This is a genomic window from Leucobacter luti, assembly GCF_019464495.1.
Lineage (GTDB): Bacteria > Actinomycetota > Actinomycetes > Actinomycetales > Microbacteriaceae > Leucobacter > Leucobacter luti_A.
The window spans coordinates 3138529-3162791 of record NZ_CP080492.1 but is presented as its reverse complement, the minus strand read 5'-3'; the positions used below and the strand labels follow the sequence as shown (position 1 = coordinate 3162791).

The following is a 24263-nucleotide window of genomic DNA, read 5'->3' as shown; positions in this document are numbered from 1 at the left end:
TTGTTGTTGGATCGTAGTGGCCGCCGCTGCTGCGCTGCGACGGCGGCCGGGAAAACTAGCGCGCCGCAGGCTCCTGGCCGAACACCGCGAAGTAGTAGCAGAGGTAGGCCGCGAGTGTCGCGGTCATGTCTTGGTGATCCGTCATCGGGTTCACCTCGGTGACGGCAAACGAGTCACAGTACGGAGCCAGCGCCGAGACCGTTTCGATCGCCTGCCGTGAGGTGATCCCGCCCGGCTCCAGCGCGCCCGCGCCGGGAGCGTGCGCAGGATCAATGGCGTCGATGTCGAAGGAGAGATGCACGTGATCGGCACCGTCGATCCGCTCCAGGATTCGGGCGATCGCCGCCTGCGCGCCGATCTGCTCGAACTCAGCCGCCGTGATGCGCGCGAGGCCAGAGTCTCGCAGGTAGTCGTGTGAGGCGGGGAAGTTGAAGTGGCGAAGGCCGACTTGGATGCTGTGCGCGGTGCTCGCCCGATCGAGCTCCATGGAGCGCCGCATGCCGCTCGACTGGCTGTGCGTGCCCTGTTGCACGTTCACATCCATCACGTCAAGGTGCGCGTCGAAGTGAATCACTGCGACGCTGCCACTCGTTGCGTCGTGCAGGCCCTGCGTGCCTGCGAACAGGAAGCAATCGTCGCCTCCAAGCAGGATCGGGACGTTGCCTTCCCGCACGCTCTGCGCCACTCGGGCGCTCGTGTGGCCGAGTGTCGCGAAGAGATCGTGCCCGACAATTTCGGCGTCTCCCACATCGGTGATCTGCGGGGCGGTGTGCAGCTGGCCGCTCTCGAGAGAGAACACCTGACCGTCTTCCACACGCTGTGTGATCCACCCGAGTGCGTGCCGGATCCGGTCTGGCGCGTAGCGTGAGCCGGGAAAGCCCAGCGTCGAAGCGCCATCGTAAGGCGCGCCAATGATCTCGAAGCGGCGAACGGGTGCTGGCATGTTCTCTCCTCAGTTGGGGTGTCCTGCACCAGCCTGCCGCGCACACGAATGCATCTCAATCACGTTTATGGGGATTTCCATGGCCAATTTCACTAGAATCGTGAAAATGTCCCCCACTCTCGCGGATCTTCTCGCCGATGCAACGCTCAATCTGAGCTGCGCGACCGGCCACGCACTGCTCCACCGACAGGTTGCACGCGTGCACGTGGCCGAGGTCACCGATCCGTCGCCGTGGCTCACGAAAGACGTGCTCCTCCTCACCACCGGCTTGATCGAGCGCTCCCCCGAAGAACTCGACGCGTTCTTCGCGGCCCTCGCCGCGCGCGAGGTCGCGGCGGTGGGATTCGGCGTCGGTCTCATCGTCGAGGACATCCCGGCGGCCTGGATCCGTGCGGCTGATGCGCATCGAATCCCGCTCCTCAGCATCCCGCTCGCCACGCCCTACATCGCCGTGTCAGAGTTCGTATCGCGGCGGCTCGCGGATCGACAGCTCGACCAGGTGCGCCGCATGCTCGACGTCCAGCAGCGGCTTGCTTACTCAGACGCGACTCCTGCCCAGCAGATCGAGGGCCTGGAGCAGCTGGCGCGCGAACTCGACGCAGCGGTGCTGTGGATCGACCCCGCGGGGATCAGGCAAACGAGCACCGGCGGTGGTGCACTCACGTCCGCGGAGCTGCGCTCCCTGCGCGACGAATTCTCCCGCCATATGGCCTCCGGGCGGGCCAGTGGATCGGCGGCGATCGGCGGCCTGTTCCTCCACATCGCCAGCACAGCGGGGTCACCGCTGATTGTCGCGCGCAAACGACGCTACACACCGCTCGAACAAGGCCTGATCGGCTCAATCGCGACGTTCATAGACCTGTCCCGCGACACCTCGGCGCTGCCCGGCCTCGCGGCGTCCCTCCGTGAGCAGCTCATCACCGAGGCCGTCGCCGGGCGCATGACGGCGGATCCGCGACTCTTCGAGACACTGTTCCCCGGCACCGGAACGTGCACCGTTGTCTATTTCGGCCCCGCTCAGCGTTCCGGCACGGCGCCACGACGCGAGCCGGCGGCTGGCCTGCTCCTGAAATCCCACCTCACTGCCGAGCTGGCGTCGGGCACGCATGCGACGACGCCGCTCGTCAGCGCTGTGGACGACGGATTTCTCTTCGTACTCCCCGAAACGCATGCCGCGCACGCGGCCGCGGCAGTTGAGCGATTTCTGCGAGCCGAGACCGGCAGCCTCGGCGCCTGGCGTGCCGGTGTCAGCAGAAGCGCAGCGCCGGGCGAGATCATCGACCTCTGCGCTGAGGCCCGGCGCGCGCACCGCGCCACGGGCGCGCGACCAGACGTGCGGGCGCTGCTGGCAACAGAGCTCGGGCGCGACGACCTCCTGACCGAGTGGTTCCACGGCAGCGGGGAAGCGCCCGTCTTCGCTGCATGGCGTGCGAGACTTGCCGAACTCGATCCAGCCAGCGCGGCGCGAATCCTCGCCGCGGCATACGCATTCTTGCGCGCAAACGGTGCGCTGGAGCGCGCAGCAGAAGCGCTCGGGGTGCACCGACAGACGCTGAATGCACGGCTCAGGGAAGTCGAACGCGAGCTCGAGCTCACCCTTGCTGAGCCCACCGCACGCTCACTGCTGTGGCTGGCGTTCGAGGCGGGCGCCCTGCCCCGCCCAGCGGACTGAGCAGGCAGCGGCGGGGCGCCCCGAACTACGAGAATCAGGCTACGCGAACGCCGAGAAGCCCGTGATATCACGGCCGATGATCAGCGCTTGCACCGTCTCAGTGCCCTCGTAGGTGTGCAGGGCTTCGATATCGGCGAAGTGACGCGCGACTCGATTTTCGAGCAGAATGCCATTGCCGCCGAGCAGGTCACGGGCGTTGCGGGCCATGTCTCGAGCCGTTCGGGTGGCCGTGTACTTGCCGAGCGAGGCGCCGGGGCCGGAGAGTTCGCCACGTTCCTCGGCTCGGGTCAGCTGCATGAGCAACGTCTGCAGCGTGGTGAGCTGACTGAGCATCTCCGCGAGGCGCGCCTGGACGATCTGGGAAGCGGCAATCGGGCGCCCAAACTGCACGCGCTGCTGGGCGTAGTGCACCGCGGTCTCATACACGGCAGTGGCCTGGCCAAGCGCAGCCCACGCCACACCGAGCCGGGTTGCCTGCAACACGCGCGCGGTGTCCTTGAACGAATTTGCGCCCGTCATTTTGGCGCTCTCATCGAGCTCGACACTGTCCAACTCGATATGCGCTTGCCAGATCGCGCGCAGCGAGACTTTTCCCTCGATCGTCGTGGCACGGTAGCCGGGGGCGTCTTGCGGCACGACAAACCCTTGCACTTTGCCGTCGTCACCACGCGCCCACACCACTGCCATGTGCCCGACACTGCCGGAACCAATCCACTTTTTGTGGCCATTCAATACGTAGCCGCCTGGCCGCGATTCAGCTCGGGTTTCCAGGCTCACGGAGTCTGAACCGTGCGTCGGTTCGGTGAGTGCAAACGCGCCGAGTTCTGTGCCGCGGGCGAGCGGCTCAAGCCAGCGCTCCTGCTGTGCTTCAGAGCCGCACCAGGCGACGGAACGCAGCGCGAGACCACCCTGAACACCGACGATTGTCGCGACCGATCCGTCACCGCGTGCCAGCTCCATCGTCGTGAGGCTCGCCGCGAGCAAGCTCTGCGCCGGGAAACCGGGAACGTCGACGCCGTCGCGCAACAGGTCAAGCTCACCCAACCGGGTGGCGAGGTGCAGCGGGTACTCGGCGCGATCCCAGATCCCCGCAATAACGGGCCGGACCTCACTCTGCACAAACTCGCGTGCGCGATCCCGGTAGGCGCGATCCTCTGCCGACACGTCACGGAACACCCCCGCCACATCGGGATCCAGCGGCTCCCAGAGTGCGTACTCGGGTTCTTCAGTGCCCTGCGGGATCGGGCCGGTTCCGGTCTGCGACATGGTGGTGTGTCCTCTCCGCACCGTCTCTGGTGCTGTGTCTCGAGACTGCCTGAGACGGAGTTTCAGGTCAAGCCGGATTCGCGACTCTTGTCGAAACACACAACAGTCAGGAGCAAATGAGTCTCACCTGAAACTGAGTTCCACAATGCCAATTTGTGCTAGCTTCGGCGTATGAGCACGAAGCCGTCCCGCGCAGTCATCGCGCCGCACAGCGCCACCGCCGCGATTCGGCGCCTCGCGGAGCGGGGCTACGAAGCCACCACTGCAGAGGATCTTGCGGATGCCGTGGGCATGAGCCGCAGCACGTTCTTCCGCCGCTTCGGCAGCAAGGACGACGTCGTGTTTGCCGATCACGATCACGCGCTCGCGCAGCTGGAGGCATTTCTCACTTCCACCACGGACACGCCTGGCGAAGCGCTGGTGCAGGGCACCGCCGATGTGCTGCGACACCTCACGCGGGATCCGGAAGCCGCGCGGCTCCGCTTCGAGCTGATGCGGGTGACTCCGGCACTCCGGGACCGGGAGCTTGTGATCACCCACCGCTACGAGCGGGTGTACCGCCGCTTTATTCGTGAGGTTGCGGCCCCAGAGATTCCGCGCTGGGTGGCTCCCGCGCTCGCAGCATCGCTTGTCGCGGTGCACAACGCGACGCTGCGAGACTGGCTGCGCGGCTCGGTGCCGGACGCCCCAGGAGCCGTCACCCGAGATCTGCGCCGGGTGACGGGGCTGTACGCGCCATGGCTCGATCCCGCAGGCGCCAGCTCCCCGCAGCGCGTCGTGGTGGCGGTCTACGACGCCGCGGGCTCCCCCGATGCGATTCTCGACGCCGTAGCCGCCCAGCTCACCCACTCATAACGCGAACTAGTGGCCTCTCGCGATCCAGGCCGCAAGCTCAGGAGCCTCAGCGGCGATAGTGGTGTCGTCGCCGTGCCCGGTGTGCACACGAGTCTCAGCCGGAAGCGTCAGGAGACGATCCCGGATCGAAGCGATGATCGTCGGGAAGTCACTGTACGAGCGGCCGGTCGCGCCCGGCCCGCCCTGGAACAGGGTGTCCCCGGTGAAGACTGCGGCGAGCGCCGGCGATACAAAACTCACGGATCCCGGAGAGTGACCAGGGGTGTGCAGGGCGGTGAGCGTCACGCCCGCCACCTCGAACGAGTCCTCATCAGCAATGTCCGCATCGGGGCCCGCGTCTGAGTACACCGCGTCCCACAGCATTCGATCGGACGGGTGCAGATGGATCGGAGCTCCCAAGAGCGCCGCCGTTTCGCGGGCCGCGCGAATGTGGTCGTCGTGTCCGTGCGTGAGCAGCACAGCAAGCGTGCGCCGATCCCCCACGGCGGCTGTGATAGCCGTGGCATCGTGTGCAGGATCGATCACGATCACTTCTGCGTCGTCCCCGACGATCCACACATTGTTGTCGACATCCCAGGTGCCGCCGTCGAGCGAGAACGTGCCGCTCGTGACGAGACGCTCAATCCGTGCGCCCGCCATCAGAGCACCACGACCGAGCGCAGCACCGTACCGTCGGCCATCTTTGCGAACGCCGCTTCGACGTCCCCGAGTCCGATTCGTTCTGTGACGAAGCCGTCAAGATCGAGCCGTCCAAGCTTGTACTGATCGATCAGCATCGCAAAATCGCGGCTCGGCAGGCAGTCGCCGTACCAGGAGGACTTCAGTGATCCGCCGCGACCAAACACGTCGAGCAGCGGGAGTTCGAGCGTCATCTCAGGTGTCGGCACCCCGACGAGGACCACTCGGCCGGCAAGATCGCGCGCGTAGAAGGCCTGCGTGTAAGTCTCGGGTCGGCCAACCGCGTCAATCACGACATCGGCACCGAAGCCGCCGGTCAGCTCCTGAATCGCCGCAACCGGATCCGTCTCGCGCGAGTTCACCGTGTGTGTTGCACCAAAACGCCGCGCCTGTTCGAGTTTCGCGTCGTCGATATCGACCGCGATGATGGTGGTGGCCCCAGCGAGCTGCGCGCCCGCGATGGCGGCAGTTCCGACTCCACCGCACCCGATCACCGCGACAGATTCGCCGCGCTGGATTTCTCCGGTGTTGATCGCAGCACCGATCCCCGCCATGACGCCACAACCGAGCAGCCCGACGGCCGCAGCGTCCGACTCCTCATCGATTTTCGTGCACTGCCCAGCGGCAACGAGCGTCTTTTCGATGAAGGCGCCGATCCCGAGCGCTGGCGACAGCTCAGTGCCATCCTCAAGTGTCATCTTCTGCGCCGCATTGTGGGTGTTGAAGCAGTACTGAGGCTGCCCCTTCGCGCACGCACGGCACTGTCCGCACACCGCACGCCAGTTCAGAATCACGCGGTCGCCAACAGCAACCTCGGAAACCCCCTCGCCGATTGCGGCGACGCGGCCGGTGGCTTCGTGTCCAAGCAGGAACGGGAACTCATCCGAGATGCCGCCCAGCTGGTAATGAAGATCGGTGTGGCACACCCCGCTCGTCAGAATATCGACCACGGCTTCCCCCGGACCCGGGTCCGGAACAATCACCGTTTCCATCGTGGCGGGAGCGTTCTTCTCCCGGACGACGACGCCCTGCACTCGATAGACCATCAAACTCCCTCTCACGTTCGCGTCACTGCGCACGCACTCGACCGGTTCGGTCTCGTCGTGTTGTCTCAGGCTATCGAGGATCTTCCCATTCGGGCGAGCTGCGCGGTGCCGGGAGCGACTTTGGCGGGGCCGCGGGACCCCACAGCCAAACGCAAACTCGGCATAGACGTATGCTGCGCTGAGGTCTACTGTGCGAAGTATGAGCACCTCCCGAGCGGCGGATACCTCATGACCGCCGCAATTGAAACTGTCGCACTCGAAAAGCACTACGGCAGACACTTCGCGGTGCGCGGGATCGATCTGCGGGTCGAGCAGGGGTCAATCTTCGGGCTGATCGGGCCGAACGGAGCAGGGAAAACGACCGTCTTACGCATGCTGCTCGATATCATCAGGCCGACCGGCGGCGAGCTTCGCGTACTCGGCCGGGCACCGCGCGAGGCTGGGGCAGCTCTGCGGCGAAGAATCGGGTACCTCCCAGGCGAGCTCAAGCTCGACGATCGTGTGAACGGCCGTGCACTCCTGGAGCGTCTCACCGCGCTCAGCGGCCCCGTGGCGCCGGGGAGCATCGACCTTCTCGCTGAGCGGCTCGACATCGATCTCAGTCGTCCGGTCCACACGCTTTCGAAGGGCAACCGACAAAAGCTCGGACTGGTGCAGGCCTTGATGCACCGTCCAGAACTCCTCGTCCTCGACGAGCCGACGAGTGGCCTTGATCCCCTCGTGCAGCGGGAGTTCATCACTCTCGTGCGAGAGGCGCGCAATGCAGGACAGACCGTGCTCTTGAGTTCCCACGTTCTGAGCGAAATCCAGCACACTGCCGACGAGGTGGCGGTGCTTGCCACGGGCACGATCGTGGCACGCGGCGATGTCGCTTCACTGCGGCTCACGAGCGTGTCTCGGGTCAGAGCTGTCCTCTCAGCGGGGAGCGCTGCGGAGGTGCGGATCGCGCTCGGGCGCGTGCCCCGCCTCGATGAGCTCGACGTGTCTGCGGCACCGGGCAATCTCGTCCGTCTCACCTGCACGCTTCGCGGCACGGTTGATCCTCTCGTGCAGGCACTTGCCCGCTTTACGGTGCGCGATCTCACCATTGAGGAGCCGGACCTTGAGGAGTCGGTGCTGGAGCTCTACGGCCGGACGACGGCGTTGACATGAATGCCACGCTTGCGGTGTTTCGAGGGCAGGTGCGGGATGGCTGGCGCGGCTTGTTGGGGTGGTCGCTCGGGATTGCGGCCGTGACGGGCCTCTACCTCCCGCTCTACCCGTCGCTGCAGTCTCCTGCGCTGACACAATTGCTCTCGAGTCTCCCCAAGGAGCTCGTGCGCACCATTGGCTACGACCAGATCGCCTCCGGCTCCGGGTACACGCAGGCGACGTTCTTCGGGCTGATCGGGTATGTGCTTCTGACGATCGCGAGCACGAGCTGGGGCACCGCCGCAATTGCTGGCGCTGAGGAGCACGGCCGGCTTGAACTCACACTTGCGCATGGGATTGGCCGGGTGCACTACACCGTCGCGAGCGCCGCCGCGCTGCTCACGAAACTCCTCCTGCTCGGGTGTGTAGCGTGTGCGCTGATCCTTCTGCTCAATGGGCCTGCAGAGCTTGAGCTGGAACCAGCGCACGTGATTGCTGCGCTTGCTGCATGGATTGGGCTCGGGTTCGTATCGGGCGCCGCGGCGCTCGCGGCCGGTGCGGGTTTCGGCCGACGGATCTGGGCGATTGGCGCCGGCGCCGGGGTCGCAGTGCTCGGTTACGCGCTGAATGCGGTGGGCGAGACGAGCACGAAGACCGAGTGGATGTGGCGATTCTCGCCATATCACTGGGCTTTCGGGGCACAGCCGCTGAGCACCGGAGCTGACTGGGGTGGACTCGGGGCACTCTGGGGGCTCGCGCTCGCGCTCATCTTCGGTGCCGCACTCGCGCTCACGCGCCGAGACCTGCGCGGGTACTAGCGTTCACACGCGCCGCTGCCGCTCGGCGTTGGCGCCGCGGTTTCTCCGCGCCCGGTAGGCAGCAATGTGGGTGCGATTGGCGCAATTTCGAGCATCACAGAACCGCTTTGACTGGTTCCGGGTGAGGTCAGCGAGAGCCGCGGTGCAGTCCTCAGCCGCGCAACTGCGGAGTCTGGGAAGATCGCCGAAGCGGATCAAGTCGGTGAGGGCAAACACGAGGTCAGACGCCATCCGCTCACCCAGTGGCGCCGAGTCAGCAGTCGCGTGCATGTGCCAGCCCCAGTCTCCGTGGCTCGCGAGGCGTGGGAATGCTCGGATCTCACTGAAGGTGAGGTTGATCGCGGCGACGACGGGCTCAACATCGTTCGCAAGTGCGACGGTAAAGCGCTCGCGAAGGCCGGCCGCCACGGCGACATCGTGCGGAGTCGCTCCCAACGGCCCAGTAAATCCGTGCTGGGTCACGAACTCGGTCAACTGCTCCACACTCGCGAGCCCGTCATCCGGCCCCGTCACGTGGGGTGCGGAGTTCAGGAGGTCGACGAGGAGGAGCAGATTGGCACGGACGTCGTACGCGAGACTCATGCCAGAATCTTAGCTTGACATGAGCTAGATTCACATGAATCCTTACAAGTGCGCACGATGCACTCCGCAGACACCGCCAAACGCGGTTTTGGTGCTGGTGCGTGGCACTTGGTGCTCGGTGCTCGGTACTTGGTGCTCGGTACTTGGCACTTGGCACTCGGTACTCGGTACTCGGTACTTGGTACTTGGCGCGCATATCGATCACATAGAGCGAGAGGATTCACTGGTGCAGCGCTCGTCTTTCACTGGCCTCGGCCTCGTCGTACTCTCAGCATTTCTCTTCGCGGTCTCCGGGCCCGTGGCGAAGGCCCTGTACGGGATCGGCTGGACTCCCGGTTCAGTCATCCTGATCCGCCTCGTCGGATCAGCGCTATTGCTTCTCCCGTTCTGCCTCGTCGCGCTGCGCGGACGGTGGGGTGAAGTGCGCAGGCACTGGAGAGTCATCGTGCTCTACGGCGCAATCTCGATGGCGGGCGTGCAGGCTTTCTTTTTTCTCGCGGTCGAACACGTCACCGTCGCCATCGCGATCCTGCTCGAGATGATGGGCGCACCGATCCTGATCGTGCTGTGGCTCTGGGGACGCACCCGTCGCCGCCCACCAGCAATCACCTTCGCGGGCATCGGCGTATCGCTGATCGGCGTCGTCTGCGTCCTTGATTTCCAAGGAGCCACGCTGAGCTGGTTCGGTATTGCGATGGCCTCGGCCGCGGCACTCTGCTTCGCCGGGTACTTTCTCCTCTCCTCAACTGAGTCGATCCCGATCTCACCAATCGCTTTCACCGGTCTCGGCATGGCAGTGGGAGCGATCGCCGCGGTCATTGTCACCAGCGCGCGAATCATGCCTGCGGAGTTCACGTTCTCTGAGCTGCAATTTGCGGGGGCCACTGTGCACTGGTGGGTGCCAGCCGCGCTACTCGTAGTCTTCACCGTGCTCGCCTACGTGTGCGGGATCGTTGGGCTTCGCCATATCGGTCCGACTGTGGGGTCATTCGCGAATCTCACCGAAGTCTTGTTCTCCGCGCTGGCCGCCTGGATCATTCTCGCTGAGGCGCTCTCGCCCCTCCAGTTGGTGGGCGGAGCGGTCATTATTGGGGGAATCGTGCTGGTGAAGTGGGGCGAGTTTCGGGCAGCGCGGATCGCGGCGAGCCGCTCCCCCGAGTTGCAAGTGGTCCACTCTAACTCGATCAAAGTGGATCTTGAGATGAACCAATTATCCGGGCAGGCTAGCGGACATGACGACACTCCCTTCGCTCAGCACACCCCGACCGCACACGACGGAACGCGCACTCCGCTCCCCTGAACCCGCACCACACGTGCGCCGCGGGCTTGCCGACCACCTCACCAACGGCGTCATCATGGACGTGGTGACGGCCGAACAAGCCCGCATCGCTGAAGATTCCGGCGCTGTCGCGGTCATGGCACTCGAGCGGGTTCCCGCCGACATCCGCGCACAGGGCGGAGTAGCGCGTATGAGCGACCCGGATCTCATCTCGGAAATCCAAGCAGCGGTGTCGATTCCCGTCATGGCGAAGGCCCGCATTGGTCATTTCGTCGAAGCACAGATCCTGGAATCGCTTGACATCGACTTCATCGACGAGTCCGAAGTGCTGAGCCCAGCGGATTACGCGCACCATATCGACAAACACGCCTTCACCACTCCATTTGTGTGCGGTGCAACCAATCTCGGCGAAGCGCTCCGGCGGATCGCCGAGGGCGCAGCAATGATTCGATCAAAGGGCGAAGCCGGCACGGGCGATGTCTCAGAGGCGACGCGTCACCTGCGCACAATCCGTGGCGAGATTGCCCGGCTCCGCGGCCTGGACGACACCGAGCTGTATGCCGAAGCGAAAAGCCTCAGCGCACCACTGGATCTCGTGCAGGAAGTTGCGGAGCGCGGTGCGCTTCCGGTCCCGCTGCTGACCGCTGGCGGCGTGGCGACGCCGGCCGACGCAGCAATGATGATGCAGCTCGGCGCGAACGGCGTCTTCGTCGGGTCAGGGATCTTCAAATCAGGGAACCCCGCACGGCGCGCGGCAGCGGTGGTCGCCGCGACGGCTGCGTACACGGATCCCGCCGCGATTGCCGCCGCGTCCCGCGGCCTGGGCGAGGCGATGGTGGGCATCAGTGTGGCCGATCTGCCAGCGCCGCACCGCCTCGCGGAGCGCGGCTGGTAGTCGCCCCCGCCCGCAGAATTCTCGTACCGCACGCGCGGAGGCTCACGGGGTTTCTGCGAGTCACGCAGCTCCGCTGTGGCACTGAGACGCTCAGACGCTCAGACGCTGAACGGACGGGACCGGGCCCCGATCACGGAGCCCGGTCCCGTCAGCGTTCACACGCCAGCGCGCTTCCCTGCCTATCCCAGTTTCTCAGTGAGTTCGAACCAGCGTCCCTCAAGCTCAGCAACCTCGGCCTCGTACGCAGTGATCTTCGTCATCTCGGCGTTCAGCAGCTCGAACTTGTTCTGATCCAGCGTCGCCAATCCGTCCCGGGTCTTCACAATCAGATCCTGGAGTTTCGCCACACGACGGTCCAGCGCAGAGAGTTCTTTCTCCACCGTGCGGCGTTCCGCGCCCGACAGTTTCGGCGTCGCGGAGGTAGCGACGGAGCCTGTGCCGGATCCCGACCCTCCTGCCGCAGCGGCTTCTGCAGCCTGCTCCTCTGCGTGGCGCAGCTGCAGATACTGGTCCACCCCACCGGGGAGGTGCCGCAGCCCGTGGTCCAGAATCGCGTACTGCTGGTCGGTCACACGCTCAAGGAAGTACCGGTCGTGCGAGACCACGATGAGCGTGCCGGGCCACGAGTCAAGGAGATCCTCCATCGCGGCGAGCATGTCCGTGTCGAGGTCGTTCGTCGGCTCATCAAGGATCAGCACGTTCGGCTGGTTGAGCAGAATCAGGAGCAGCTGCAGGCGGCGCTTCTGCCCACCAGACAGATCCTTCACCGGCGTCGAAAGCTGCGCGCTCGTGAAGCCCATCTGCTCCAGCAGCTGACCGGGAGTGAGCTCCTGCGCTTTTGAACCGCTTCCCACAGTGAAGCTGGTACGCAGGCGACTGATCACCGTGCGCACCGGCTCCTTGAGGTGTTCTTCGAGCTCATCGAGTCGCTGCGTCAGCGTTGCAACTTTGACCGTCTTGCCGCGCTTCACGATGCCGCTCGTCGGCTCGAGTGTGCCAGAGATCAGTCCCAGCAGAGTCGACTTGCCAGCGCCGTTCACCCCGAGGATACCCGTCCGCTCACCCGGTGCGAGCCGCCACTCAATGTCCTTGAGGATCACGCGATCGCCGTAGCTGACGCCAGCGTCGAGCAGGTTCACGACCTCCTTGCCGAGCCGGGCAACAGCCATCGACTGCAGCGAGACGCGATCTCGAATCTCAGGCACGTCAGCAATAAGCTCGTTCGCGGCGTCGATCCGGAACTTCGGTTTCGCGGTGCGCGCCGGAGCCCCGCGTCGCAGCCAGGCGAGTTCCTTCTTCGCCAGGTTCTGGCGCTTCTGCTCAATCGTCGCGGCCTGCCGATCACGCTCAACGCGCTGCAGAATATAGGCGGCATAGCCACCTTCAAAAGGCTCGACAATGCGGTCGTGGACTTCCCACGTCGTGGTGCAGACCTCGTCGAGGAACCAGCGGTCGTGTGTCACAACCAGCAGCGCGCCCTGACCGCGCGGCCAGCGTCGCTTCAAATGCTCAGCTAGCCAGGCAATGCCTTCGACATCGAGATGGTTCGTTGGCTCATCCAAAAAGAGCATGTCGTAGTCACCGGAAAGCAACTTCGCGAGCGCCACCCGCCGGCGCTGGCCGCCCGACAGCGAATCGACCGGGGCGTCCCACTCGAGATCAGAGACCAGACCGTCGATCACCTCGCGGATGCGCGGATTCCCCGCCCACTCATACTCAGGACTGTCGCCGACGATTGCGTTACTCACGGTCTCACCGTCATCGAACACGTCGGCTTGATCCAGCACCCCAATAGTGGTGCCCCCACGCATCGTGACCTTGCCGCCGTCCGGAGACCTGCGTCCAGCGAGCATCATCAAGAGGCTCGACTTGCCGTCGCCATTGCGCCCAACGATTCCAATGCGGTCGCCCTCAGCGACCCCGATCGTGACCGAGTCAAACACGGTCTTCGTAGGGACTTCGAGATGTAGGGCCTCGGCCCCCAGAAGATGTGCCATAACCCCCTAAGCGTAGTTCAGTTCGGGTGTGGATCCCCCGCGAGTGTGCCACACCGGTACTCTTGAGTGCGCCCCGCTCCGCGTCGCGCATGCTCGAAGACGAGCCAGGGCCACAGAGAGGAGGCGGCGCGTGTCACTCGGATCACGTGTCAAATCAACGCTGACGACGCTTGCTGCCCCCGTACGGGCGGGGATCGGACTTGCCGCAGTGGGGCTCGGGCTCATGCTGCTGCTCGTTCCGCTGTCCACGCACCGGATCGCCATCGTCACCGGCATCGGTCTTGCACTTGCCGGCGTGGCGGCGCTCCTGCTTCCCGTGCTCGACAGCGTCTCGAAGGTGCCCGCCCGAGTAGTGGGCGTGATGCTCGTGCTGTTCGGAATACTGATCGCAGTGTGGCCAAGCGCTGGCGCGCCGTGGCTCGCATTCCTCGTTGGTGTGGCACTCATCGGCCAAAGCCTGTTCCAACTGCTGCAGTCGATCCGAAACAGCGGGGATCAGCGCGCTCCCCACATCATCGCTGCACTTGCCGGGATCGTCGTCGGACTCGTGACCTTCTCCTGGCCCGTGCTCACGCTCACCTTCTTCCGGCTCGGCGTCGGCGCGTGGTTCGTGTTCTTCGGTCTGCAGCTCATCTTCATCATGCCGTTCCACCGCAGGCCGCGGGCACCCCACCAGACATCCGCATCCAGGCTCCGGCGGTGGTCCCGCACGCTCGGGGCGAGCCTCGCACTCACACTCGCGCTCGCACTCGCTCTCGGCACCGCTTGGGTGCTGGGCGGGGTGCCCCTCCCCGCGCCTGGAACGTTCTACACGGCCCCAGCGGAGATTCCAGACACGCCTGGCACACTCCTCCGCACCCAGCCCCTCACCGAAGGCGTGCCGAGCGGCGCAGAAGCCTGGAAGATCCTGTACACCACCACCCACTCAGACGGCTCTCCGGCGATCTCGAGCGGCACCATCATCGCGCCGAAGACGCGGGGCGGCGATCCCCTCCCGCTCCTCTCTGTGGCACACGGCACCACAGGCGTTGCCGCGAAGTGCGCACCCTCGCTCAGCGCGACACCGTTCTCGGACGGCGCAGGCGCAGCCCTCGAAGAAATGGTCACGAAGCACGGCTGGGCCGCAGTGACGAGCGACTACATTGGGCTCGGCACTTCCGGCACCCACCCGTATCTGATCGGCGATGCCGAGGCCCGCAACGTGCTCGACGCCACCCGCGCGGCGCAGCAGTTCTCCGAGATTTCGACCACAGAACGCACCGTGGTCTGGGGGCACTCGCAGGGCGGACAGGGCTCGCTCTGGACCGGCCAGATCGCCGCTGAATACGCACCGGACATCGATATCGTGGGCGTCGCCGCCTTCGCGCCCGCCGCGGACCTCTACGGCCTCGCGGAGGTCAACAAGAACGATGCTCCAGGCAAGACCGTTTCTGCGTACATCGCGGCGACGTGGGACACGCTCTATCCCGAGCTCGACCTCGCTGCACATCTCACCCCCGGCTCGGCGGCCCCGGTCTCCAAAATCCAGAACCTGTGTTTCAACGGTCAGGACGTGCTCGCGGCGATCCTACGCGGCACGCAGGTACCCAACCAGATCTTCCCTGACAGCCTGCTCGCAGGGAAGTTCGGGCGCCTGCTGAAGGCGCAGACGCCGGTAGGGCCGTTCCCCGCCCCGGTGCTCGTGGCGCAGGGTCTCGCGGATCCGCTCGTGAAGCCTGAGCAGCAGCGCGCCTGGGTGGGTGGCCGGTGCGCCGCTGGCGAGGAGATCGATTACCGCACGTACCCAGGGCTCAATCACCTCACGCTCGTGGCAGCAGACTCCCCGCTCACCCCGCAACTCGTCGCGTGGACGCTCGACCGCTGGGCCGGCAAGCCGGCTGCGGGCAACTGCGACGACTTGCCGAAGTAGGCGCTCACTCGGCCCGTTCATGGGTCGAAATTCGGGGCTTCCTCGCGTTGAAGCCCCGTATTTCGACCCCTGAAACGATTCACGCTTGGGGGTGGGTAGGGGCAGCATTGGCCGGCATGGGCGCGCGGGAGGCGCGGCGCGGGAGACGCGGGCAGCACCGACGACGCGCGGCCGGGGCCGGGCTGGGCGCGCGGGGAGCGCACCCGAACCAGCAACGGACGTCCCTCTCAATATCCTGATCACCCCGGCCAGCCCGACGCCTTCCTCACGCGGGCAGACCATTCATGGGTCGAAATTCGGGGCTTCCTCGCGTTGAAGCCCCACTTTTCGACCCATGAAACGATTCACCCTGAGTGACGGGTGGGCGCAGGCGGCACGGGAAGCTTCGACAGCGGGGACGGCGCGGGCAGCGCGCCCGGTCCCCCATTCGCGCAAGAATGGGGGTGATATCGATGAGGATGGGGACCGCATGAACGCACACGACTCCGGCGCGAACGACGAGGCTGCGCGCGGCCAGGCTCCCACCCCACGCCCCAGCCGTCGCGGCTTCCTGAAATCCGGTGGCCTCATTGCCGCCGGGCTCGCTGTCGGCGGCGGTGCGGGTGCGGCAATCGCCGCTGCGGCCGGCGCCCCGGATCCCGGCGCCCCGTATATCCCCGAGCACTTCTCGCGGCCTCAGCCCCGCAAGGAACCGGGTTTCGATCACCTCGTCGTCGTGATGGGCGAGAATCGATCGTTCGACAACATTCTTGGCAATCTCTACACTCCACAAGATCCACCACCTGGCAAGAAGTTCGCGGGGCTCGCGTTCGGCAGCTATGCGAACCAGGCGTCAGACGGCACCGTCGTGCCCGCGCACGTGTACACGGGCTCGACAGACAAGATCATGGGGAGCCCGGATCCCGATCCGGGTGAGGAGTACCCCCATGTGAATACGCAACTCTTCGGGCGGATCGACGAGCACAATCGCGGCAAGGATCTGAGCCAGCTCACTCCCCCGTATAACGCACCCCCCGCAGGTACCCCGGCCGATATGTCAGGCTTCGTGCTCGACTATGAGGCTGACTACCGGCACCGCACGGGGCATGCTCCCACGCCCGTCGAACGCGACCAGATCATGGGATCGTTTGCGCCAGAGATGCTGCCAGTTCTCTCAACGCTCGCCCGCGAGTTTGGGGTCTACGACCACTGGTACTGCGGAGTGCCGAGCCAGACGTTCTGCAATCGCAGTTTCTTCCACGCCTCCACTTCGCACGGTTTCGTGACAAACATGCAGGGCGGCGGGTACAAGAAGTGGCTCGACGCCGCCCCTACCCCGACCGTGTTCACTCGGCTCGAAGAGGCCGGGCTGAGATGGCGGATCTACTTCGACAAGCTGCAGCTTGTGTCGTTCACCGGAGTGCTCCACACTCCGGTGTTGCGGAAGTACTGGAAGACTGAGCGCTTCGCCACGATGGAGCAGTTCCACGAAGATGTCGCGAACGGCACTCTGCCAGAGTATGCGTTTATTGAGCCGCGCATGATCTTCAACCACAACGATTTCCACCCGCCGGTGGGCAAGCTCCGCGAGAGCGATGTTGGCGATGTCGAGGTCTTCTCCGGCGCACTCTCGGACGCGAGAGCCGGAGACGCGCTGATCCACGAGATCTATTCCGCCATCCGCAATTCCACTTCTGAACAGGGCTCAAACTATCTGAACACCACGCTGCTCATCACCTTCGATGAACACGGCGGCACGTACGACCATGTGCCTCCGCCGGCCGCCACCCCGCCGGACGACTCCGGCCCTGGGGAGATGGGGTTCACCTTTGACCGTCTCGGGTGCCGAGTGCCAGCGATCGTGGTGTCGGCGCATACTGCCCGGGGAAGTGTGTTTTCGCGCGAGATGCATCATGGGGCGCTCGCCGCCACACTCAGTGAGCGTTTCGGGCTGGAATCACTGACCCGGCGTGACCACGGGGCGACCACGCTGCGGCACGCGTTCAACAGGAAGGTGCCGCGGCACACTGCTGATTGGCCGCAGCCGTCACCGGCGTACGTGCCGCCGAACGCAGAGGCGCACCCGGCGGAGGCGGATCCAGATCGCCCGCTCAGCCCACCAGCGAAGGGCTTGATCGGGCTGCTGTTGCACGAGTACGGCACCCCTGCTGAACAGGCACACCCACCAGAGTCATTCGGTGCGGCCTATCAGGTCCTCACGAAATACGGAACGGGCCTGTTCGGAGTCTAGCGTCAGCAGGGCGGATCTCGTCCCACTCAGCCCTCAGGAATTCGAGACACTCATTCGGACGAGTTTCACGCGAGGGTTTGCCTGCAGTATGCCCCCTCGCTTCGTCCCACTGCTCAATTCGTGCGCTCCACCACGCAACTGCCGCACAGTTCGTGATCTCACGATTATGGTTCGAATTGAGCCAGATGAGTGCACAGCCTGCCCTTCGGGAGCAGTCCACCGGTGTGTGCCCTCGGTTCATACTGCTGACTCTCCAAACTCACCCGCGAGCGAAGGATTCCTGATAATGAATGCACTCACCAAACTCGCCGTTGCGCTCCTCTGTGCCGGATTGCTTCTCGGCGGAGCGGCTTCCGCCGCTCAGGCTCATGCAGCTTCTGGCTGGGGCGGGGCACTCGGCGCCTACAACTCTTCACAACACAGGCTTGCCGCACTGGATCTCCAGCCCGATGGGTATGGCGTTCGCGTCTTCTACAAGTTCTCAACGAACGGGCAGGTCTACAACCTCGACAATGACAGAGGCTTCACTCAAGTCACGGCACGAGACCTGGGAAATGTGAGTGGAAACGTCGGCATCTGGGCATGCATCAAGCGGGGCGCGGTCACACGGGAGTGCGACCCAGCCGTGCGTTGGTCCGCCCGTTAGGCCCGTTGCTCCGACACCAACTGTCGCTCTCGGCATGCTTGTGACGCAGCGAGAGCTACCCACTCGAAACAGGGTTCCATGAGGCACCGATCAGTCCTGCTCACCTGTGTCGCCGCGACGATACTCACACTTCTCGGGTGTGCCCCCGCTGCCACCTCACCTGCCGATTCGCAGGGTTGGGTGGTCCCTGAGATCGAGGAGGATGCGCCTCCGATCGACCCGTCATTTGCGCTTCCCGCCGATTCATACCGGCTGAGCGATGAACAGCGTGCGGTCATGGGTGAGGCGCAGGAACGACTATTGGTGGCGTGTGCGGCCGAGTTTGGCGTAGACATGCAGTTCATCGGAGACTACGTCCGCAAACCCGACAACTCTGGCTACTACTGGGGCGGGCTGTACGGCACGATGACCGAAGAACACGCGAATTCACACGGGTACCTTGCAGCTCCAACGGGGCCTTGGAAGACCAGCAGCGGCTTCACACTGTCATCGCCCATAAAGTTTGCCGCGTACACGTCCGACGAGGTCGGCCCTCGCAATCAGCTCCTTCAGGTGGTCGCGCTCGGACCCGAAACGCAAACCACGATACCGACAGCCGATCAGGTGGCAGTGCCCCGTGACGGGAATGGCAGCGAGGTCCCACCCGGTGGCTGTGCTGGGATCGTCGAGCGCCAGATCGGAGTGCCGCTCGACACTTCGCTCGATGATGATCTCTTTCAGCTCATGATGTTGAGCCGTGCCCAGAGCAGAGTGGCCCAGGCGGAGTCTGAGTGGATCAGTTGCATGACACGTGCCACAGGAGAGACGTTTGCCGCGGTCTCCGAAGCCTGGGTCCAAGGCGCGCGGCCAGAAACTGCAGTTGCCGATGTCCAATGCACTCAAGAGAGCCGCTGGCCAGATTTCTTCTATCCGGTCCTCGCGGACTACCAACAACAAATGATCCAGAAAGAGCCTGAACGTTTTGAGGGCGCGCTCGCAACGGAGCAGAAGCGTTTCGAGGCGCTGATGCGTGGGGGTGCACATGGGTAGACTGCGCCGGAAGTTCTCTCCAACAGCCGTGCTTGCCATCTGCATTGGAGGGAGCCTCCTGCTCTCGTTTGGGCTTGGCGTCGCTGCGGCGACGCTCATTCGTTCACCACAACAGCTACTCGCAGAAACAGCTCCCCCTGAAAAAACGCAACTAACGTCTGAGGTGACAGTGGGGTCGATCACCCAATCGGTGCTGTTCCCTGGCACCATCATCACTGGCAATTCCATCGAGGTGACGGGCGATGCCGGCTTCGAGGGCCTCGGGGCAGGGATCATCACCCGTGAACCCATCGCCGTCGGAGCTTCGGTGGGGCCGGGAAGCGTGCTCTTCGAGGACTCAGATCGCCCGGTCATCTTGCTCCCCGGTGAGGTGCCCATGTTTCGAGACCTCACTTCCGGCGACAGCGGAGCAGATGTGGCCCGCCTGCAGACCGCCCTCGAGCAGATGGGTTACTCCATTTTTGACGAGGCTGGAAGCTTCGGGCCGTCCACAGAGCTCGCCATTCAAGAGCTTTACTTGGCTCTGGGGTATGCGGCACCGATGACCACGCTGCCCTCTGCGGAACTCGCTCGCACTCCCGCACCTCCTGTCACACCACAGGCAGCACCGCCGGCCTCACCCACGCCCGAACCGCCCCCGGCCACCGTCGCTGCTCGCGTTTCAGAGCTCGCGTTTGCCCCACACGGCGCAGCGGGGCGAGTGACCTCGGTGAACGCCAATTTGGGGGACGCCGTTTCCGCAGATCCTGTGTTGAGTATCACCACCGCTCCCCCCAGTATTCTGTTGCTCCTCACTCACGCTGAAGCCAGCCTCGTAGACCCTGACAGCCGCATTGAGATCACCGGTGCGGGCATCAGCGGGCGGCTCAACGCGTCTATCGATCGGATCGAGCCCTCCTCAGAAGGAGAGGAGACCGCAGACCCAATGGTCCGAATGGTGCTGGCACCTTCCGAGCCACTTGCTCCGGAGACGGTATCGACGCGGGTCCAGATCATCGTCACGCCCCGAGAGGACACCGGGGCACCAGAGGCCGGGCTCCTCGTACCGCTCTCTGCTGTTCACTCGTCACCGAACGGCGAGTCCGCCGTGACACTGGTTGAAAGCGACCGTACGCGGAGGACTCCCGTGCAGATCGTGGGGAGTGGCGACGGTCTTGTGCAGATCATATCTGAGGACGGTGCCGTCACGGAGGGTGCGCACGTGCTCGTCGGTGTCTCGTGAGCGAGCTCATTCGACTCGAGGGAGTGAGCCGTCGATACGAGGCGGCGGTACCCTTATGGGCGCTGCGGGAGTGCTCGCTCAGCCTCACTGAGGGCGATTTCGCGGTCATCAGTGGGCCCTCCGGCTCGGGGAAATCGACACTGCTCAATCTCCTCGGGTTGATGGACACCCCGACAGCCGGGCGCTACTACTTCCGCGGTGAGGAGGTGTCGGCCCTGTCCGAGCGGCGCCGAGCAGCACTCCGAGGCGCCGAGATCGGATTCGTTTTTCAATCGTTTCAGTTGCTGGAGCAACGCAGCTGTCTCGAGAACGTGATGCTTGCTGATCTCTACACCGGAGCACACTCTGGCCCCTCACGAGCCCGCGCAGAACGGGCGCTCGTTGCGGTGGGGCTCTCAGATCGGGGTGAGAGCATCCCGACTGAACTCTCTGGCGGCCAACGGCAACGCGTCGCGATTGCCCGGGCGCTCAGCGCGACGCCCTCCATTTTGCTCTGCGATGAACCCACTGGCAACCTCGACCGCTCGACGGCGCAATCGGTGTTCGAGTTGTTCGACGAGCTCAATCAGGACGGCGTCACGGTGCTCGTCATCACCCACGATCCCGAGCTACTCCATATGGGCAATCGCAGCTTCACGATCCTCGACGGGACCCTCAGAGAGAATCACCAGTCGTGAGTCGCAACTCGCGAGTCCGTATCTCACGCTTCGTTCATGAGGCGGCATCTGGTGTGCTCCAACCTTCCTCTCGCTCGGTTCTCACCATCATCGGGACCGCTCTAGGAATCGGAGGGTTCGTTGCGATACTCGGAGTGACTGAAACAGCAAACGGGCAGATCACCAAAGCGTTTACTGAACTGAGCTCGACCGTCGTGATCGCCCATGCAACAGAGGAAGCCGTAGCCTCGCCGGATGAGCCGTTCCCGGCAGACGCGCGAACACGGGTGTCTCGCATCTCAGGTGTGACGACTGTTGCCGAGTGGCGCAGAATCCTTCCCCGCACGATCAGCGCGCTCCCTCCGGGTTCACGTGACGCACCAAGCAGTGACTCCTCGATCCTCGCGGTGTCCCCCGAGTACTGGGACTATGTCGGCGGGCAGCTCGGTGAGGGCCGATTCTTCGATGAAGCGCTCTCCGAGTACCCGGTGGCGGTGGTGGGACGCGAACTCGCACGTTCAATGAGCCTCGCCCCGGTCGAGACTTCACCGACGATCTACATCAACCGAGTTCCCGTGACAGTGATCGGCATCGCGGCAGATACTCGTGGAGACAGTGCCCTCCTGTCCTCGATCGCGATCCCGCACGAGTTTGCGATCCAGAGCTTTGCGAGCGACGTGACGGCCGCCGCACTGGGGGTGAATACTCGTGTGGGGGCCAGCACTGTGGTGAGCGAACAGTTGGCGCTTGCCATCAACCCGCAACACCCGGATCGGGTTCGTGTCGTCCCGCCGCCAAAACCTTCACTCGCGCGCAATCAGGTCGCGGTTTCGGTCCAAACACTCTTGTTCTCGCTCGCGTGCATCACACTGCTCGTCGGCGCGGTGGGCATCACCAATTCAGCACTCATCGGGGTGCTCTCACGCGCACCCGAAATTGGGCTGCGTCGCGCGTTGGGTGCGATGCCACGGCACATTGCGCTTCAATTCGTGCTGGAGTCCGCAATCCGAGGGCTCCTCGGTGGGGCAATTGGGACCGCAGTCGGTGTGCTCACTGTCGTCGTGATCGCAGCTATGCAACAGTGGACACCGGTGCTGCACCCCCTGACGCTGGTGCTCGCCCCAATCGCCGGCTTGGGTATCGGCTGTCTTGCGGGTGCTTACCCGGCGTGGAAAGCAGCCCGCCTCGATCCGCTTGCCGCATTTCGCACGCTGTAGATGAACGTGCTCGCTGCGTGCGGGGTGCGTGGCTCCACCGCCCCGAGTCGTCTCTGGCTAGACGAAGCAGCGGTTCGCCCTCCATACAGTGGTTCAGCCTCGCGGGTCTCGCACACGGAACACGCAGACGCCGCAGGGTTCGGGCCTGTTAGGCGCAGCAGGATCCGCCGCAGCAGGTCGCACCAGCCTCGCCGTCACCCAAGAGGTTCAGGATCTCGCGGGTCTCCGCGTCGGCGAAGCCAGCGGCGCTTTCGAAGCCAGCGGCGCTTTCGAAACGTGCTGCCTGCGGCTCTGCTGCGGCAGCAGCCCCGTCGGTGGCTGCTGATACGTCGGCGGTGGTCTTCGTGGTCTCGCTCATGGGGTGCCCTCTCTCGGTGTGATGCTCAGTGGTCGTGCGTGCTGCTCACTACGGAGCAGGCGGTCTACTGCGCAGCGGACTCTGCGACAGCAGGATCGCCAGCAGTATCAGGATCGCCAGCAGCAGCTGCCGCCGCGCGATTCAGCTCAAGCACCTGTTCGAACACGCCAGTGAACGCCTCAGCCGACTGTGCGCCGGAGACGCCGTACTGCTGCTCAAGCAAGAAGAACGGGACGCCGGTGATGCCGAGCATCTGCGCACGTGTGATGTCTCGCTGCACGGCCTCGCCGTAGGCTTCGCTATCGAGGGCGGCACGAACGTCATCGGGCGCAAGCCCGGCTTCTGCGCCGAGGCGAGCGAGCGCTTCGGGATCCGACATTGACTCGCCCTCTGCGAAGTACGCGCGGAACAGGCGCTCCTGAACCGCGGCTTGAACGCCCTGGTCCTTGGCAAGATGCAAGACCCGGTGTGCGCGCTGTGTGTTCGCGTGCTGCACTCGGGTGAAGTCAAAGGTGACACCTTCTGCGGCAGCCATCTCGGTCATCTCTCCGAGCATCTGCTCCACACGTTCGGCGGGCATGCCCTTGTGTTTCACAAGGAAGTCAATCTCGCTCCCCGAGAAGTCGAGCGGGGTGTCGGGTGCGAGCTCGTAGCTGTGGCTTTCCACTTCTACGCGCACGTCAGGGTGTGTTTCGTTGAATGCGGCAACTCCGGCCTCGAAACGGTGCTTGCCGAGGTAGCACCACGGGCAGGCGATATCGGACCAGATGTCTACGCGGATCGTTTCACTCACGCTCGGTGCAACCGCGCTGCAGGCACCGCTATTCCCGAAATCTCAGTGTGCGTCGAGCACACGGGCACCGGGCACGGGCCCAGTCGCAATGAGGGAGCGAATGTCGCGCCGTGACAGCACGCCACGCAGCTCAGCCGCTGCCTGCGCACTATCGACGAGGAACGCGATGGTCGGACCCGATCCGGATACGATTCCGGCGAGTGCGCCGCGGGACTCCCCCAACTCAAGTAGTTCCGTGAGTTCAGGCGCCAGCTTCAGCGCGGCAACTTGCAGATCGTTGTGCATCGCCTCTGCGAGTGAGCCTGCATCTCCGATGCGCACCGCCTGCAACACGGCTGTATCCACTTTCACGAGGTCGGGTTGCGGCCCCAAATCACGTGCGTGCGTATCGCGGTGCTGATCCAGCGTCCCATACACCTGCGGGGTACTGAGCCCAAGATCAGAGAGTGCGAGCACCCAGTGGAATGCACCCTTCGCGAGCGCAGGGCTGAGCTCGTCGCCGCGACCTGTGCCGACTGCGGTGCCTCCTTCGAGCGCGAATGGCACGTCTGCCCCCAGCTCGGCTGCGAGTGGGAGAAGACCAGAGCGGCCAAGACCGGTGCCCCAGAGCTCATCGCAGGCGACGAGCGTGGCGGCAGCGTCGGCGGATCCCCCGCCCATCCCACCGGCGATCGGCACTCGCTTCAGGATCGTGAGTGCGACGCCGCCTGTGTACCCGGTGCGGGTCGCGAGCAGCTTCGCCGCCGCAATGGCCAGGTTCGATGCGTCCGTCGAGAGGCCTGTCGAATCGATCGGCCCCGTAAATCGCACGGAAAACTCATCAGCCGGCGTTGCCGTGACTTCTTCGAACAACGAGACTGCCTGATAGAGCGACGCGACGTCGTGATATCCATCATCCTGCAGTGCACCCACGCGGAAGAACACGTTGATCTTCCCCGGGGCCCGCACAGTCACCGTGCGCTTCGGAATCGGGCTCATGTGTACAAACTATCGCACCTCGCTGCACTGCATTTCACCTGATGTCGTTGAACTCCACGCCGC

22 protein-coding genes are annotated in these 24263 nt (G+C 64.5%); 13 read left to right on the top strand and 9 right to left on the bottom strand.

All coding sequences use genetic code 11. The features are described 5' to 3' along the window. Positions 1 to 55: 55 nt before the first annotated feature. Complete coding sequence (locus K1X41_RS14210) at positions 56 to 943, bottom strand: arginase family protein (protein WP_220174914.1); 888 nt, start codon at positions 941 to 943, stop codon at positions 56 to 58. A 106-nt stretch (positions 944 to 1049) separates the two neighbouring features. Between K1X41_RS14210 and K1X41_RS14205 the strand changes: the two genes are divergently transcribed. Continuing rightward, on the top strand, positions 1050 to 2615 hold the full coding sequence (locus K1X41_RS14205) for a PucR family transcriptional regulator (protein ID WP_220174913.1): 1566 nt from the start codon (positions 1050 to 1052) through the stop codon (positions 2613 to 2615). Between the two features lie 39 nt (positions 2616 to 2654). Here the strand turns inward: K1X41_RS14205 and K1X41_RS14200 are convergent, their stop codons facing one another. Beyond that, the gene (locus K1X41_RS14200; RefSeq protein ID WP_220174912.1) at positions 2655 to 3881 is read right to left on the bottom strand and encodes an acyl-CoA dehydrogenase family protein; all 1227 of its coding nucleotides are present in this window, start codon (positions 3879 to 3881) and stop codon (positions 2655 to 2657) included. 171 nt (positions 3882 to 4052) lie between these two features. Between K1X41_RS14200 and K1X41_RS14195 the strand changes: the two genes are divergently transcribed. Further along, positions 4053 to 4736: a TetR/AcrR family transcriptional regulator gene (locus tag K1X41_RS14195; RefSeq protein WP_132202453.1), complete on the top strand. Its 684-nt coding sequence runs from the start codon at positions 4053 to 4055 to the stop codon at positions 4734 to 4736. 6 nt (positions 4737 to 4742) lie between these two features. Here the strand turns inward: K1X41_RS14195 and K1X41_RS14190 are convergent, their stop codons facing one another. Together K1X41_RS14190 and K1X41_RS14185 are read right to left on the bottom strand one after the other, a co-directional pair. Then, on the bottom strand, positions 4743 to 5375 hold the full coding sequence (locus K1X41_RS14190) for an MBL fold metallo-hydrolase (protein ID WP_220174911.1): 633 nt from the start codon (positions 5373 to 5375) through the stop codon (positions 4743 to 4745). Further along, positions 5375 to 6460: an S-(hydroxymethyl)mycothiol dehydrogenase gene (locus K1X41_RS14185; protein WP_132202449.1), complete on the bottom strand. Its 1086-nt coding sequence runs from the start codon at positions 6458 to 6460 to the stop codon at positions 5375 to 5377. The genes K1X41_RS14190 and K1X41_RS14185 overlap by 1 nt, the downstream gene beginning before the upstream one ends. A 228-nt stretch (positions 6461 to 6688) precedes the next feature. Between K1X41_RS14185 and K1X41_RS14180 the strand changes: the two genes are divergently transcribed. Further along, positions 6689 to 7612 carry an ABC transporter ATP-binding protein gene (locus K1X41_RS14180; RefSeq protein WP_132202447.1) on the top strand — a complete coding sequence of 308 codons (924 nt, stop codon included), beginning with the start codon at positions 6689 to 6691 and terminating at the stop codon, positions 7610 to 7612. Further along, on the top strand, positions 7609 to 8409 hold the full coding sequence (locus K1X41_RS14175) for an ABC transporter permease (RefSeq protein ID WP_220174910.1): 801 nt from the start codon (positions 7609 to 7611) through the stop codon (positions 8407 to 8409). Before K1X41_RS14180 ends, K1X41_RS14175 begins: the two co-directional genes overlap by 4 nt. 3 nt (positions 8410 to 8412) lie before the next feature. On the opposite strand, the gene K1X41_RS14170 is transcribed toward K1X41_RS14175, so the two are convergent. Then, a complete protein-coding gene (locus tag K1X41_RS14170; protein ID WP_132202443.1) occupies positions 8413 to 8991 on the bottom strand; it encodes a CGNR zinc finger domain-containing protein in 579 nt (192 codons plus the stop codon). A gap of 226 nt (positions 8992 to 9217) precedes the next feature. Between K1X41_RS14170 and K1X41_RS14165 the strand changes: the two genes are divergently transcribed. Beyond that, entirely contained in the window at positions 9218 to 10291 is a 1074-nt protein-coding gene (locus tag K1X41_RS14165) for an EamA family transporter (protein WP_258566570.1), read from the top strand. Next, positions 10224 to 11165 carry a pyridoxal 5'-phosphate synthase lyase subunit PdxS gene (gene pdxS, locus K1X41_RS14160; RefSeq protein ID WP_220174908.1) on the top strand — a complete coding sequence of 314 codons (942 nt, stop codon included), beginning with the start codon at positions 10224 to 10226 and terminating at the stop codon, positions 11163 to 11165. Before K1X41_RS14165 ends, pdxS begins: the two co-directional genes overlap by 68 nt. Before the next feature lie 179 nt (positions 11166 to 11344). Here the strand turns inward: pdxS and K1X41_RS14155 are convergent, their stop codons facing one another. Continuing rightward, positions 11345 to 13162, bottom strand: a complete 1818-nt coding sequence (locus K1X41_RS14155) for an ABC-F family ATP-binding cassette domain-containing protein (protein ID WP_133617020.1) — start codon at positions 13160 to 13162, stop codon at positions 11345 to 11347. Between the two features lie 130 nt (positions 13163 to 13292). On the opposite strand from K1X41_RS14155, the gene K1X41_RS14150 reads away from it, so the two are divergent. The 7 genes from K1X41_RS14150 to K1X41_RS14120 all read left to right on the top strand — a co-directional run bounded on the left by K1X41_RS14150 (position 13293) and on the right by K1X41_RS14120 (position 22071). Continuing rightward, complete coding sequence (locus K1X41_RS14150; protein WP_258566569.1) at positions 13293 to 15071, top strand: lipase family protein; 1779 nt, start codon at positions 13293 to 13295, stop codon at positions 15069 to 15071. Positions 15072 to 15540: 469 nt separating this feature from the next. Next, on the top strand, positions 15541 to 17301 hold the full coding sequence (locus K1X41_RS14145; RefSeq protein ID WP_220174907.1) for an alkaline phosphatase family protein: 1761 nt from the start codon (positions 15541 to 15543) through the stop codon (positions 17299 to 17301). Positions 17302 to 17587: 286 nt separating this feature from the next. Next, positions 17588 to 17947 (top strand): hypothetical protein, encoded by a 360-nt coding sequence (locus K1X41_RS14140; protein WP_220174906.1) that lies wholly within the window; start codon positions 17588 to 17590, stop codon positions 17945 to 17947. A gap of 78 nt (positions 17948 to 18025) precedes the next feature. Beyond that, positions 18026 to 18976, top strand: a complete 951-nt coding sequence (locus K1X41_RS14135; protein WP_133617024.1) for a hypothetical protein — start codon at positions 18026 to 18028, stop codon at positions 18974 to 18976. After that, entirely contained in the window at positions 18969 to 20198 is a 1230-nt protein-coding gene (locus K1X41_RS14130; protein ID WP_220174905.1) for a peptidoglycan-binding protein, read from the top strand. The genes K1X41_RS14135 and K1X41_RS14130 overlap by 8 nt, the downstream gene beginning before the upstream one ends. Next, positions 20195 to 20875, top strand: a complete 681-nt coding sequence (locus K1X41_RS14125) for an ABC transporter ATP-binding protein (protein ID WP_132202425.1) — start codon at positions 20195 to 20197, stop codon at positions 20873 to 20875. Before K1X41_RS14130 ends, K1X41_RS14125 begins: the two co-directional genes overlap by 4 nt. Positions 20876 to 21009: 134 nt before the next feature. After that, the gene (locus K1X41_RS14120) at positions 21010 to 22071 is read left to right on the top strand and encodes an ABC transporter permease (protein ID WP_258566568.1); all 1062 of its coding nucleotides are present in this window, start codon (positions 21010 to 21012) and stop codon (positions 22069 to 22071) included. A 148-nt stretch (positions 22072 to 22219) separates the two neighbouring features. Here K1X41_RS14120 and K1X41_RS14115 read toward each other — a convergent pair whose 3' ends face one another. The 3 genes from K1X41_RS14115 to K1X41_RS14105 form a co-directional block, all read right to left on the bottom strand. After that, positions 22220 to 22429, bottom strand: a complete 210-nt coding sequence (locus K1X41_RS14115) for a hypothetical protein (RefSeq protein WP_220174903.1) — start codon at positions 22427 to 22429, stop codon at positions 22220 to 22222. A gap of 64 nt (positions 22430 to 22493) precedes the next feature. Continuing rightward, complete coding sequence (locus K1X41_RS14110) at positions 22494 to 23222, bottom strand: DsbA family oxidoreductase (RefSeq protein ID WP_132202419.1); 729 nt, start codon at positions 23220 to 23222, stop codon at positions 22494 to 22496. Positions 23223 to 23264: 42 nt separating this feature from the next. Next, complete coding sequence (locus tag K1X41_RS14105; RefSeq protein ID WP_133617029.1) at positions 23265 to 24200, bottom strand: 4-(cytidine 5'-diphospho)-2-C-methyl-D-erythritol kinase; 936 nt, start codon at positions 24198 to 24200, stop codon at positions 23265 to 23267. Positions 24201 to 24263: the final 63 nt, after the last annotated feature.

Coding starts and splice junctions, on each gene's coding strand:
- K1X41_RS14195 (WP_132202453.1), top strand. CDS start 4,053: ATGAGCACGAAGCCGTCCCGCGCAGTCATCGCGCCGCACAGCGCCACC.
- K1X41_RS14180 (WP_132202447.1), top strand. CDS start 6,689: ATGACCGCCGCAATTGAAACTGTCGCACTCGAAAAGCACTACGGCAGA.
- K1X41_RS14145 (WP_220174907.1), top strand. CDS start 15,541: ATGAACGCACACGACTCCGGCGCGAACGACGAGGCTGCGCGCGGCCAG.
- K1X41_RS14155 (WP_133617020.1), bottom strand. CDS start 13,162: ATGGCACATCTTCTGGGGGCCGAGGCCCTACATCTCGAAGTCCCTACG.
- K1X41_RS14190 (WP_220174911.1), bottom strand. CDS start 5,375: ATGGCGGGCGCACGGATTGAGCGTCTCGTCACGAGCGGCACGTTCTCG.
- K1X41_RS14185 (WP_132202449.1), bottom strand. CDS start 6,460: ATGGTCTATCGAGTGCAGGGCGTCGTCGTCCGGGAGAAGAACGCTCCC.
- K1X41_RS14170 (WP_132202443.1), bottom strand. CDS start 8,991: ATGAGTCTCGCGTACGACGTCCGTGCCAATCTGCTCCTCCTCGTCGAC.
- K1X41_RS14200 (WP_220174912.1), bottom strand. CDS start 3,881: ATGTCGCAGACCGGAACCGGCCCGATCCCGCAGGGCACTGAAGAACCC.
- K1X41_RS14105 (WP_133617029.1), bottom strand. CDS start 24,200: ATGAGCCCGATTCCGAAGCGCACGGTGACTGTGCGGGCCCCGGGGAAG.
- K1X41_RS14135 (WP_133617024.1), top strand. CDS start 18,026: ATGAGGCACCGATCAGTCCTGCTCACCTGTGTCGCCGCGACGATACTC.
- K1X41_RS14130 (WP_220174905.1), top strand. CDS start 18,969: ATGGGTAGACTGCGCCGGAAGTTCTCTCCAACAGCCGTGCTTGCCATC.
- K1X41_RS14175 (WP_220174910.1), top strand. CDS start 7,609: ATGAATGCCACGCTTGCGGTGTTTCGAGGGCAGGTGCGGGATGGCTGG.
- K1X41_RS14115 (WP_220174903.1), bottom strand. CDS start 22,429: ATGAGCGAGACCACGAAGACCACCGCCGACGTATCAGCAGCCACCGAC.
- pdxS (WP_220174908.1), top strand. CDS start 10,224: ATGACGACACTCCCTTCGCTCAGCACACCCCGACCGCACACGACGGAA.
- K1X41_RS14205 (WP_220174913.1), top strand. CDS start 1,050: ATGTCCCCCACTCTCGCGGATCTTCTCGCCGATGCAACGCTCAATCTG.
- K1X41_RS14140 (WP_220174906.1), top strand. CDS start 17,588: ATGAATGCACTCACCAAACTCGCCGTTGCGCTCCTCTGTGCCGGATTG.
- K1X41_RS14210 (WP_220174914.1), bottom strand. CDS start 943: ATGCCAGCACCCGTTCGCCGCTTCGAGATCATTGGCGCGCCTTACGAT.